This is a genomic window from Streptomyces akebiae (genome assembly GCF_019599145.1).
In the GTDB taxonomy this organism is placed as follows: Bacteria; Actinomycetota; Actinomycetes; order Streptomycetales; family Streptomycetaceae; genus Streptomyces; species Streptomyces akebiae.
Genome location: NZ_CP080648.1, coordinates 223,639 through 235,346, shown reverse-complemented (window position 1 = coordinate 235,346; position 11,708 = coordinate 223,639). Strand labels below are relative to the sequence as shown.

11 protein-coding genes are annotated in these 11,708 nt (G+C 71.5%); 2 read left to right on the top strand and 9 right to left on the bottom strand.

Annotation, left to right across the window (positions count from 1 at the left end):
* Window positions 1-48: 48 nt before the first annotated feature.
* The gene (ccrA, locus tag K1J60_RS45170) at window positions 49-1,305 is read right to left on the bottom strand and encodes a crotonyl-CoA carboxylase/reductase (RefSeq protein WP_220652075.1); all 1,257 of its coding nucleotides are present in this window, start codon (window positions 1,303-1,305) and stop codon (window positions 49-51) included.
* A 286-nt stretch (window positions 1,306-1,591) separates the two neighbouring features.
* Between ccrA and K1J60_RS45165 the strand changes: the two genes are divergently transcribed.
* A complete protein-coding gene (locus K1J60_RS45165; protein WP_220652074.1) occupies window positions 1,592-2,338 on the top strand; it encodes a thioesterase II family protein in 747 nt (248 codons plus the stop codon).
* A 34-nt stretch (window positions 2,339-2,372) separates the two neighbouring features.
* Window positions 2,373-3,569, top strand: coding sequence for a cytochrome P450 (locus K1J60_RS45160; protein WP_220652073.1), 1,197 nt, complete (start codon window positions 2,373-2,375; stop codon window positions 3,567-3,569).
* 24 nt (window positions 3,570-3,593) lie between these two features.
* Here the strand turns inward: K1J60_RS45160 and K1J60_RS45155 are convergent, their stop codons facing one another.
* The 8 genes from K1J60_RS45155 to K1J60_RS45120 all read right to left on the bottom strand — a co-directional run bounded on the left by K1J60_RS45155 (window position 3,594) and on the right by K1J60_RS45120 (window position 11,619).
* Window positions 3,594-4,703 carry a DegT/DnrJ/EryC1/StrS family aminotransferase gene (locus K1J60_RS45155; protein ID WP_220652072.1) on the bottom strand — a complete coding sequence of 370 codons (1,110 nt, stop codon included), beginning with the start codon at window positions 4,701-4,703 and terminating at the stop codon, window positions 3,594-3,596.
* On the bottom strand, window positions 4,700-6,076 hold the full coding sequence (locus K1J60_RS45150) for an NDP-hexose 2,3-dehydratase family protein (RefSeq protein ID WP_220652071.1): 1,377 nt from the start codon (window positions 6,074-6,076) through the stop codon (window positions 4,700-4,702). The genes K1J60_RS45155 and K1J60_RS45150 overlap by 4 nt, the downstream gene beginning before the upstream one ends.
* Before the next feature lie 14 nt (window positions 6,077-6,090).
* Window positions 6,091-6,801 carry a class I SAM-dependent DNA methyltransferase gene (locus tag K1J60_RS45145; RefSeq protein ID WP_220652070.1) on the bottom strand — a complete coding sequence of 237 codons (711 nt, stop codon included), beginning with the start codon at window positions 6,799-6,801 and terminating at the stop codon, window positions 6,091-6,093.
* A 22-nt stretch (window positions 6,802-6,823) separates the two neighbouring features.
* Window positions 6,824-8,080, bottom strand: a complete 1,257-nt coding sequence (locus K1J60_RS45140) for an activator-dependent family glycosyltransferase (protein WP_220652069.1) — start codon at window positions 8,078-8,080, stop codon at window positions 6,824-6,826.
* 113 nt (window positions 8,081-8,193) lie between these two features.
* Window positions 8,194-9,210, bottom strand: a complete 1,017-nt coding sequence (locus tag K1J60_RS45135; protein WP_259408408.1) for an NAD-dependent epimerase/dehydratase family protein — start codon at window positions 9,208-9,210, stop codon at window positions 8,194-8,196.
* Window positions 9,207-9,809: a dTDP-4-dehydrorhamnose 3,5-epimerase family protein gene (locus K1J60_RS45130; RefSeq protein WP_220652093.1), complete on the bottom strand. Its 603-nt coding sequence runs from the start codon at window positions 9,807-9,809 to the stop codon at window positions 9,207-9,209. The genes K1J60_RS45135 and K1J60_RS45130 overlap by 4 nt, the downstream gene beginning before the upstream one ends.
* Window positions 9,810-9,952: 143 nt before the next feature.
* A complete protein-coding gene (locus K1J60_RS45125) occupies window positions 9,953-10,690 on the bottom strand; it encodes an ABC transporter permease (protein WP_220652068.1) in 738 nt (245 codons plus the stop codon).
* Window positions 10,687-11,619, bottom strand: coding sequence for an ABC transporter ATP-binding protein (locus K1J60_RS45120; protein ID WP_220652067.1), 933 nt, complete (start codon window positions 11,617-11,619; stop codon window positions 10,687-10,689). The genes K1J60_RS45125 and K1J60_RS45120 overlap by 4 nt, the downstream gene beginning before the upstream one ends.
* Window positions 11,620-11,708 lie beyond the last annotated feature (89 nt).

Genomic DNA, 11,708 nt, shown 5'->3' with positions numbered 1-11,708 from the left:
ACCGACGACGCGCCATCGTAGGAAGCGGTGATCCGTACCCGGCAACCCCTAGCCGACCCCAGACAGCGTGGTCAGCCCGTGTGACGTGGCGTTGACGAGGACGGCGAAGTTGCCGGTGCCCTGCCGGTTCTCGTAGAGCTTCTGGTGGCCCTCGGCGATGTCCTCGAAGGTGCCGCACCAGGTGATGCACGGGTCGAGGCGGCCCTCGGACATGAGCCGGATGACGGCCCGGTTCTCGCGGGTGTTCGAGCCGTGCGAGCCCTGCAGCCGCTTGCTGCGCATCCAGAGGTAGCGCAGGTCCAGGTCGCCGTTGTACCCGCTGGTGCCACCGCAGATGACGACCATGCCCCCGTTGTCGCACACGAACATCGAGGTCGGCAGGGTCTCCTCGCCGGGGTGTTCCACGACGATCCGCGGGTTGCGACGCTCGCCGAGCACCTCCCAGAACTTCGCGCCGAAGCGGCGGACCTCGGCGGTCCACGCCTTCGCCGCGGCCTTGTCGTCGAGGTCGGGCAGCCGCCCCCAGTGGTGGAACTCGGTGCGGTCGATCACCCCCTTGGCGCCGAGGTCGAGGGCGTACTTCGCGCGCTCCTCGCTGGAGACGACGGCGATCGGGATGCCGCCGCGCAGGTTCGTGACCTGGATGGCGGCCGAACCGATGCCGCCCGAGCCGCCCCAGATCAGCACCGGGTCTCCGGGCCGCACGTCGTGCGGCGCCCAGTTGGTCAGTTGGCGGTACGCCGTCGCGCCGGACACCAGGAAGCTGCCCGCCCGTTCCCAGGACAGGTTCGCGGGCTTCGGGTGGCACTGCTGTTCCTTGACGCGCGTGAACTGGGCGAAGGAGCCGTAGTTGGACTCGTAGCCCCACGCGGTCAGGGACTTCGCCGCGAGGGGGTCGACACCCATCCGGATGTCCTCCGCGGTCTCGTCCCAGATCGCGCCGGAGGTGACGACCTCGTCGCCCACCTTGAACTGCGTCACGCCCTCGCCCACGGCCCAGACCACGCCGGAGGCGTCGGTGCCGCCGATGTGGAAGTCCTCGGTGGCGCCGTGCAGTTTCTGCCGCATGGCGATCACGTCGATGGGCTCCCCGAGGGAGGCCCACACGTTGTTGTAGTTGATGCCCGCGGCCATGACGTAGACCAGGACCTCGCCGCGCCCGGGCCGGGGCACGGGCATGACCTCGGTCTGCATCGCCTTGACGGGCGGCCCGAAGCGGTCCTGCCGGATCACGTTCGCGTACATCTGCTCAGGAATCACGCCCAGCGGCGGGGGATCGCCCAGCTCGTACAGCGGTTGTGACACGGTCGCCCCCTCACCCGGTGCCGGCGCACGCGTGTGCCGGCCCGATTCGGATCTGCCTCATTGATGACACTCATGCGGAGCGGGACGCTACTCACCGCCCCACGGCCTGGACACCCCCTACTGGCGCGCCGGAACCCCAGTCCTGGGGCCCGCGGGCGCACCGGGGCCGGCCGCCCCCTGACATCCGGCGCCGGCTGCCCCTGTTCCCCCGGCTTCCCCTTGTCCGCGCGCCCGCGAGGTGCTGGCATCACGGCAGCCTTTCCGCACGCGAGAAGTGGACGACCACATGACGACTCACGACACCACCTCGACCTGGGTCCGCGCCTACGCGCCCGCCCCGGCCGCGCCGATCCGGCTCGTGTGCCTGCCGCATGCCGGCGGCTCGGCGAGCTTCTGGCTCCCGGTGGCGAAGGCGCTGTCCCCACAGGTGGATGTCGTCGCGATCCAGTACCCGGGCCGCCAGGACCGCCGTCACGAGCCGTGCATCGACAACCTTCCCGAACTCGCCCTGCGCATCCACGAGGTGCTCGGTCAGCTGGACGACAGGCCGACGGCGCTGCTGGGGCACAGCATGGGTGCCACCGTCGCCTTCGAGCTGGCCCAGCTGATGGAGACCGACCGGCCCGCGGCCCACGTCTTCGTCTCCGGCCGCCGCGCGCCCTCGGCGACGCGCCACGAGACCGTGCACCAGCGCGACGACGACGGCCTGCTCGCCGAGGTGCGCGCGCTGGCCGGTACGGACAGCCGACTGCTGCAGGACGAGGAGATCATGCGGATGGCGCTCCCCTCCGTCCGTAACGACTACCGTGCCGCCGAGACGTACGAGTGGAAGCAGGGCGAGCCGCTGAGCTGCCCGGTCACCGCGCTGATCGGCGACGCCGACCCGAAGGCGCACATCCCCGAGGTCGAGGCCTGGGCGCGGCACACCACCGGCTCCTTCGCCATGGAGGTGCTGCCCGGTGGGCACTTCTTCCTGCTCGACCACAGCGCGCGGGTGCTGGACGTGATCCGCACCGCGCTCGCCCAGAGCTGAGCCGGCAGTCCACCGACGCACAGGGAGCGAAGGCATGAGCGCGCTGTACGACCTGAACGACCCCGCCCTGGCCGCCGACCGGTTCGGGTACTACCGGCGGCTGCGGGAGACGGATCCGGTGCACCGTACGCCGCTGGGCTACTGGGTGCTCACTCGCTACGACGACGTGTCCGCGCTGCTGCGCTCCCCGCACTCTTCGAGCGCCTTTCCCAAGGAGCCGGGCTGGGCGATGACGCGGGGCGGGCCGACCTGCCCCGTGATGCGCAGCGTGGACAAGTGGCTGCTGCTCCAGGACGGAGCGGACCACCGGCGGCTGCGCAAGCTGATCGCGCGGGTGTTCACGCCACGCTTCATCGACCGGCTGCGGCCGCGCATCACGGAGATCGTGGACGGCCTGCTGGACGCCATGGGCGACGGCGAGGTGGACCTGATCCGCGACCTGGCGCTGCCGATGCCGGTCGCGGTGGTGGGGGAGCTGCTCGGCATCCCCGTCGAGGACCGTGCGCGCTGCCGGGACTGGACGGACAAGGTGGGTTACGTCCTGGACCCGGACGTCTCGCCCAGTCGGCGGATCGCCATGAACAAGGCCGAGCCCGAGTTCCGCAGGTATCTGCTGGACCTGATGGCGTCCCGGCGCGGCGCCGACCCCGAGCACGACCTGCTGTCGGTGCTGATGCAGGCGGAGGACGGCGACCAGCTCACCGAGGACGAGATCGTCGCCAACATCCTGCTCATCTTCAACGCCGGTCATGAGACCACCGTGAATCTCATCGGCAACGGCATGCTGGCTCTGCTGAAGCAGCCGGAGGCGCTGGAGGCGCTGCGGGCGGACCCTTCGCTGATGCCGACGGCCGTGGACGAGCTGTCCCGTTTCGACCCGCCGGTCACGCTGGCCACCCGGATCGCCACCGCCGACCTGGAGATCGGCGGGAAGACGATACCGAAGGGGGCTCACGTCATGGGGCTGCTGGACGCGGCCGGGCGGGACCCGGAACGCTATCCCGACCCGGACCGGCTGGACCTGGCCCGCACCGAGCCGAAGACGCTGGCGTTCAGTGCGGGTCCGCACTTCTGTCTGGGAGCGGTGCTGGGGCGGCTGGAGGCCGCGACCGTCTTCTCCCATCTGCTGGAGCGGTACGGGAAGATCGAGCTGGTGCGGGAGGACCTGCCGGTCAACAAGCACTTCAACCTGCACGGCCTGCTGGAGCTGCCGCTGCGTCTCACGCACTGAGCTCCCGCACCGGTGGGTCCGGCGTCAGAGCGTGCGCAGCACCTCGCGCAGTGCGGCGATCACCTGGTCCTGTCGTTCCTCGGAGAGCGAGGCGTACATCGGCAGGGAGAAGATCTCGCCGGCCAGTGCCTCGGTGACCGGCAGCGAACCCTCGGGCTGCCCGAGGTGGGCGAAGCCGGTCATCGTGTGCACCGGCCACGGGTAGCTGATGTTGAGCTCGACGCCGTGGGGGCGCAGCGCCTCGATGATGGCGTCGCGGCGCGGGTGCCTCACGACGTAGAGGTAGTAGACGTGGTCGTTGCCGGAGACCACCTCCGGCAGGACGAGGTCGGTGTCCGCGAGCGCCTCGGCGTAGCGGTCCGCGACGCGGCGCCGGGCCTCGACGTAGCCGTCGAGCCGGCGCAGCTTGCGGCGCAGGATCTCGGCGTGCACCTCGTCCAGGCGGGAGTTGTGGCCCGGGGTCTGCTCGACGTAGTAGCGCCGCTCCATGCCGTAGTAGCGGTACCGGCGCAGTGCGGCGTCGGTGGCCGCGTCGTCGGTGACGACCGCGCCGGCGTCACCGTAGGCGCCGAGGACCTTCGTCGGGTAGAAGGAGAACGCCGCGGCCTTGCCGGTGGTGCCGGCCAGGCGGCCGTGCTGCCGGGCTCCGTGGGACTGGGCGCAGTCCTCCAGGAGCGCCAGGTCGTGGCGGGCGGCGAGCTTCTCCAGCGGGGCGAGGTCGACGCACTGGCCGTAGAGGTGGACGGGGAGCAGGCAGCGGGTGCGCGGGGTGACCGCGGCCTCGGCCTGCGCGGTGTCCATCAGGTAGTCGCTCTCGCGAACGTCCACGAAGACGGGCGTGGCGCCGACCTGGTCGATGGCGATGACCGTGGGGGCCGCGGTGTTGGAGACGGTGATGACCTCGTCGCCCGGTCCGACGCCCAGGGCGCGCAGGGCGAGGACGAGGGCGTTGGTGCCGTTGTCCACGCCGACGCCGTGCGCCAGCCCGTGGTAGGCGGCGAACTCCTTCTCGAAGCCGGTCGTGGAGGGTCCGAGGACCAGTTGTCCGGAGCGGAAGACCTGATCCACCGCGTCGAGGATGTCCTCGCGCTCCGCTTCGTACTCGTCGAGGTAGTCCCATACGCGCAGGGTCATGACTTCTCTTTTCCCTCCCGGCCGGCCAGGCCGTGTAGACAGGCGAGGATGGAGCGGACCTGGATGTTGAGGTAGTGGCTGTGGCGGAGCAGCGCGGCCGTGTCGTGGAGCGCCGTCCAGCGGTAGTCGGGGCAGTCCGCGAGGGAGAGGCCGGGGTCGGCCTCGACGATCACGTAGCGGTTGCGGGCGTGCAGGAAGCGTCCGCCTTCCTCGGAGTGGACGGCGCTGAAGAGGACGTTCTGCTCCGGCGCGGTCAGCACGGTGTCGAGGAAGCGGGGGCGGGCCTCGGGGGGCAGGTGCGCGTAGGTCTGCGGGGTGCACTGCACCGTGGGTGCGAGTTCGAGGACGTCGAGGTGGCCGGCTTCGACCCGGGCGTGCAGCAGCGCGTGCGGTATTCCGTCGATCTCGCGGACCAGCAGCGCAACCAGTCCGGTGCCGCGCGGGGCCAGCAGCGGCTGGTCCCAGCGGCCGACCTCGCGGCCGGCCGCCTCCACCGAGACTCCGACTACGTCGAAGAAGAGGCCGTCCCGGTGGGTGACGCGGCCGTCGCGGAGCTGCCATCCGGTGACGGAGTTCAGCGGGATCTCGCGGACGTGGCGTTCGCGGCGGGTGCGCTCCTCGGTGATCCAGCGCAGGAGTTCTCCGTACGACGGTGCGCACTCGGCGGCCGTGGGGGCGGCGGGGAAGCAGGACAGCACCGTACGGGTGTCCATGTTGACCAGGTCGTCCTGGCGCAGCAGTTCGTGGAGCTGTCCCAGGGTCAGCCAGCAGAAGCCGTCGAGGAGTTCGACAGGACCGGTGGTCTCGACGATCAGGTTGCGGTTGCGTTTGCGGTGGAACCAGGCGCCCTGCTCCGACTGGAGGACGTCGGCGAGCACCCGGTGGGATGCGGTGTCGCGGAAGTACTCGAGGTAGGGGACGGCTTTGCCGCGGTGCACGCCGCTGTAGTTGCTCCGGGTCGCCTGGACGGTCGGCGAGAGCTGGATGCCGTTGATGTTGCCGGGCTCCGCCTTGGCCTGCATCAGGCAGTGCGGCACCCCGTCGAACTCCTTGACGAGGATGCCGAGGATGCCGGCCTCGGGCTGGCTGATGATGGGCTGCTGCCAGCGTTCCACGGCGGCGCCCGGCACCTGCACGTCGAGGCCGCGTACGGCGAAGAACCTGCCGCTGGAATGTCCGACGTCCCCGGTGTGCGGGTCCACCGACCAGCCCTGCAGCGCGTCCAGCGGGCGGAGTTCGACGGTGGTGTGGAAGCGGTCGCGGCAGTCGGCGAGCCAGGCGTCGAAGGCCGCCGTGTCCGTACGGACGCCGTCGACGGCCCGTGCCGACTCGGCGAACCGCGTGGCGGGTGCCTGCTCGGTCACCTGTGTCATGTCGGGCGGCCCGGTCAGGCGCGTACGGCGAGGAACAGTCCACGGCCGTTCTGCACCCCGGGCAGGTACTCGGCGGTCAGGCCGGCCTCGGCGAAGGCCTTCTCGTACTGCTCCCGGGTGTAGAGGCGTGCCAGGTAGGTCTCGACGAAGTGGCTGATGCCGGCGTCCGGGCCCGCCACGGTGTAGTGGACCTCCATCCGGGACTTGTCGTCCTGGCGGGTGGCGTGCGAGACGCGGGCCATGGTGAGCCCGTCCACGGTGCACACGTCGCCCGCCACATGGCCCGGGGTGAAGGTGTCGTCGAACCACCACGGGTCGACGACGATCACGCCGCCGTCCTCGAGGTGCGCCTCGAACCGGCGCAGTGCGGCGACGAGTTCGGGCTCCGTCATGGCGTGGCCGATGGAGCCGAACATGCAGGTGACGACGGAGAAACGGGTCCCGAGGTCGAAGTCGCGCATGTCGCCCTGGTGGACGGTGTCCCCCAGTTTGCGACGGGCCACCTCGACCATGGGCGCGGACAGCTCCACGCCCGCGACTGTCTCGAACATCTCGGCGAAGGCGCCCAGGTGCGAGCCCGTGGCGCAGGCCACGTCCAGCAGCGAGGTGGCGGCCGGGGCCTTCTCGCGGGCGAGGCCGGCGACAAACTGCGCCTCGAGGGCGTAGTCCTTGCCCCGGCCCTGGTGGATCAGGTCGTAGATCTCGGCGAATTCTGCACCGTACACGGCTGTGGTCCCCTCGGACTGCTCAGACTGCGCTCTTGTGGCGGGCGGTGAGGTCCTCGAGGACCGGGACGACTTCGTTGGGCGAGGGCGCGGACAGCAGGTCCTTGCGCAGCGCCTCGGCGCCCGTGCGGAACGACGGGTCCTCGAGGAGTCGTACGAGGGACTCGCGCACGCCCTCGGGCGTGACCTGGCCCGGCGGCAGCGAGATGCCCGCGCCGGACCGCTCGACGAGTTCGGCGCGTACGACCGTGTCCCAGAAGCCGGGCAGGATCAGCTGCGGGACGCCGTAGTAGGCGGCGGTGGACTGCACGCCCGCTCCGCCGATGTGGATCACGGCCGAACAGGTCGGCAGCAGGCCCTGCATGGGCACGAAGTCCAGGACGGTGGCGTTGTCCGGTGCCATGTCCGCCGATTCCCCTGGGACCGGCAGCAGCGTGGCGATCAGCTCGATGTCGAGGTCGGCGAAGGCCTGGAGGGCGCCGATGCTGAACATGTCGAAGCCGAAGTAGCCGCGTACGGAGATGCCGGCGGTGACGGCGACGCGGGGCTTGGGCGGCTCGGCGGCGAGCCATTCGGGCAGCTCCGCCTGCCCGTTGTAGGGGATGTAGCGCACACCGACCACCGGCAGGCCGTTGTCGATGCGGTGGCCGGGCGGGCTGACGTCGATCGTCCACTGCCCGTTGGCGACGGTCTCGTCGTAGGCGGCGCCGTACCTGGCGAGCGACTCGGTGAGCCAGTCGCGCAGCGGGTCCGTGCGCTGGTCCTCGGGGAGCTCCGCGAGGCGGTCCAGGAAGTCGTTGCGGGAGCGGGTGACGACGTCCGCCCCCCACAGCATGCGGGCGTGCGCCGCGCCGGTGACCTGGGCGGCGACGGCTCCCGCCCAGGTGAACTGCTCCCACACGATCAGGTCGGGCTGCCACCAGCGGGCGTAGTCGACCAGCGCGTCCGTGAACTCGTCGTTGTTGACGGTGCGGAAGTACCGGGAGGTGGTCTCGTCGAAGAAGCGGAAGAGCTCCTCGTGGCCCAGGTCCGCCGAGCGCGTGACGGCTTCGGCGACGCGGGCCCCCCAGCCTTCGTCCTGGCTGGCCTCCATGACCTGCTTCCACCGGTGGTCGCCGCCGAGCGGCACCGCCGTCAGCCCGGTCCTGGTGACGGTCTCCGCCATCTCCGGCTGGGTGGCGACCCTGACCTCGTGGCCCGCCGTGCGCAGCGCCCACGCGAGGGGCACCATGCTGAAAAAGTGCGTCTTCTCCGCATGTGCCGCGAAGAGAATGCGCATTGCCGTCCTCCAGACGGGACCGTTGCCGGGAACGGGCCTGGTTCGCTGCCGAGATGGTGTACTCGGCAGGAACATAGGGACTGGGCGTGCCCGCCGAACACCCCCTACCCCCCCTACACCTGGCCTCCTCCACCCCAGTGCCCGGCGGCGGGCGCCAGCGCGGCGGCGGTGCGTCGCAGCGCGTCCTTCAGCTCCACCCGCGCGCTCCAGCCCGTGACCGTGTGGAAGGGCCCCGGGTCGACCACCACGTCCTCGCTGTCGGCCGGGTCGGAGTGGTCGGGCGGGGGCACGGTCACGACGGGGACGGACGGGCTTCCGGTGTGCGCGGCGACGGCCTCGGCGACGCCGGTGAAGAGGGAGAGCAGCGTGACGCCGGTGCCGGTGCCGATCTCCCAGTAGCGGCCCGAGAGCCGGTCGGCGTGGTCGTGGGCGGCCAGCAGGGCCTCCACCACGTCGTCGACGTGGACCAGGTCGCGGCGGACCGAGCCGTCGCCCCAGACGGTGAGCGGCTCGCCGGCCAGGGCGCGGCGGGTCATGGCGGCGACCACGCCGCGGTCGGGGGCGGTGGTGGCGGGGCCGTGGCCGAAGACCGTGGGCAGGCAGAGCGAGACGCCGCGCAGTACGCCCTCGGCGGTGGCGTGCGCGAGCACGTTCTCGGCGAGCAGTTTCTGCCGTACGTACGGGCTCTTCACGTCGCCCGGGTCGACCGCCCCGCCGGGGCCGGCGCCGAGGTGGGTGGTCGTGCTGGGGAAGATCACCACGGGGCGCCGCTCCCCCTGGCGCCCGGCGGCGAGCGCCGCGGCGAGGTCGCGTACCAGGCCGACGTTCAACCGCTCGGCGGCGACGTCGTCCTCGGCGACCCGCCAGCCCGCCTCGGTGGCCGCGACCAGGTGGAAGACGGCGTCGGCCCCCTCGACGGCCTCGGCGATCGCGCCCGGGGCGGCGAGGTCGGCCGTGCGCACCTCGATCTCGGCGACCGCCCCGTCCGGGACGGGGGTCTCGCGGCGGGCCACCAGCCTCAGCCGGCCGGGTCTGGCGGCCAGGGCGCGGGTGAGGGGCGAGCCGATGAAGCCGGACGCGCCGAGCACCACGACCAGGGGACGGTCGTCGCCGCCGGGGCGGGCCGTCACGCGTACATCGCCTTCTCGATCTGCCGGCACTGCTCGTACACCGGGAGTGTCCCGGCCTCCGCCGCCTCGGCCAGGGTGGGGGCGACCGAGTCGCGGTCGGAGAGGACCATCCGGTCACGGTCCGGCAGCGGCAGGCCGAGCGCGGGGTCCAGGACCGTGAGGGCCAGTTCGTGCTCGGGGACGTAGCTGCTGGAGACCATGTACGACATGACCGTGTCGTCCTCGAGCGAGATGAAGGCGTGGCCGAGGCCGAGCGGGAAGTACACGGCGCGGTGGTCGGTCTGGTCGAGCAGCACCGAGTCCCAGGCGCCGAAGGTGGGCGAGCCGACACGGACGTCCACCACTATGTCGATGGCGCTGCCACGCGCGCAGTAGACGTACTTCGCCGCGCCGGGCGGCGTGAGCGTGTAGTGGACGCCGCGTACCACGTCGCGGGCGGAGACGCTGTGGTTGGTCTGGGCGACGGGGAAGAGCGGGTGGCCGAGGGCGGCGGTGAACGCCGGCTCCTGGTACGGCGAGAGGAAGGCGCCCCGGCTGTCGGGGAAGACCTTCGGGGTGAAGGCGTAGGCGCCTTCCACTCTCAGGGGGCGGACGGACATGGAGCCGGTGACGGCGGCGTCGCGCGCGGTGGCGGACGGGGCTTCGGGCACGGCAGACCTCACGGTTGGGCGGACGACGGATGCGCGCCGCGCGCGTGGCGCGGTGCGGCAGGTGGGGGGCTGGGGGGTGCGGTGGCGGGTGCTCAGCGGAAGCGGCGGCCCTCGTCGGCGCGGTAGGCACGGAAGGCGACGAGCGCGAGGACGACGGTCCAGACGCCCTGCGCGATCAGCGAGGCGGGCTGCGGGGTGTAGTCGCTCACCGCCGCCCACACCAGTTCCGCCGCGCCCCGGACCGGGGTGTACGGAGCGATCGTGGCGATGAAGCCGTCCGTCGCGTACGGGTCGGCGAGCAGTCCGCCGAGGACGACCAGGACCAGCGGGGTGATGCTGGTCAGCATGGCCACCAGGTAGGGGTTGACGGCGTACCCGATGGCCAGCATGAAGAGCGCGAAGGGCACCACCGCGAGCATCAGGGCCAGCAGTCCGAGCACGAGCCGGCCCGGGGAGACACTGGCCTCGGTGCCGAGGGCGGCGACCAGGATCAGCGGGATCGCGCCGAGCAGGGTCATCAGCAGGCTCAACGTCACCATGGAGACCATGCGGGGTACGGGTCCGCCGGGCAGCGTGCGGACGTACCCTCCCCAGGGCTTCATCCGGGCGTCGGCGATGCCCATGCCGTACTGCGCGGAGCAAATGATGAGTACCGCGAAGAGGCACATGGAGGCCGTGCCCATGGTCGCCGTCCCGGGGTCGGAGCCCAGCGTCGGGACGACGAACACGAACATGCCGCCGGCGGGCATGAAGAGCAGTCCGAAGAAGACCGCGGGGATGCGGACGGCCTCCAGGATCTCGAACTTCACATAGGCGAGGGTGGTGTTCATCGTGCGATCGCCTCCGCGACGGCCGTGGTTTCGCCGGCTTCCGGGGCCTTGTCCCGGTTGCGGCCGAGCAGTGCGAGGAACGCGTCCTCGAGGGACCCGGCGCTGACGTCGAGTTCGTCGAAGGGCGCGCCGGAGGCGACCAGGTCGCGCACCATCTGGTCGGAGTCCTGGGAGATCAGGTGCACCCGGTCGCCCTCCCGCTCGACGGCGACGAGGCCAGGCAGGTCGGGTACCTCGGCCATCCGCACGGTGACCCGGCGCAGGCCGCTCACCCGGCGCAGCGACGCGACGCTGTCGTCGGCGACGCAGCGGCCCTGGTCGATGATCACGACGCGTTCGGCGAGTTCCTCCACCTCGTCGAGGTAGTGGCTGGTCAGCACCACCGTGCCGCCGCCCTGGTGGAAGGCGCGGATGCCGTCCCACAGCGTGCGGCGGGCCTCGACGTCCAGGCCGGTGGTCGGCTCGTCCAGGAACACCAGGTCGGGTTCGCCGACGAAGGCGAGCGCGATGGCCAGGCGGCGCTTCTGGCCACCGGAGAGGCCGCCGACCTGGCGGCCGGCGAACTCGGTGATGCCGAACCGCTCCTGCAGTTCCCTCGTGTCGGCGGAGCGCGTGAAGTGCGCCGCCACGAAGTCCATCACCTCGGTGGCCTTGAGGGTCTCGGGCAGGCCGGTCTCCTGCGGGGTCATGCCCATCCGGCGGCGGGCCTCCACGTGCCGGGGATCGCGGCCGAACAGCTCGACCCTGCCCTGCGTGGGTTTGCGCAGGCCGGTGAAGAGGTTGATGAGGGTGCTCTTGCCGGCGCCGTTGGGGCCGAGCAGGCCGATCAGCTGTCCGGCCGGTATGTCGAGGGATATACCGTCCACGGCCGTCGTCTCGCCGTAGCGCCGGGAGACCCCGATCGCGCGGGCCAGGGGTTGAATGGTCATCGGGGTTCCTCCATGGAACGGGCACTTCCGGGCACTTCCGGGCGCTCCCGGCGGGGTCGGCCGGACTGTCGGTGTGGTGGGGTTCACGG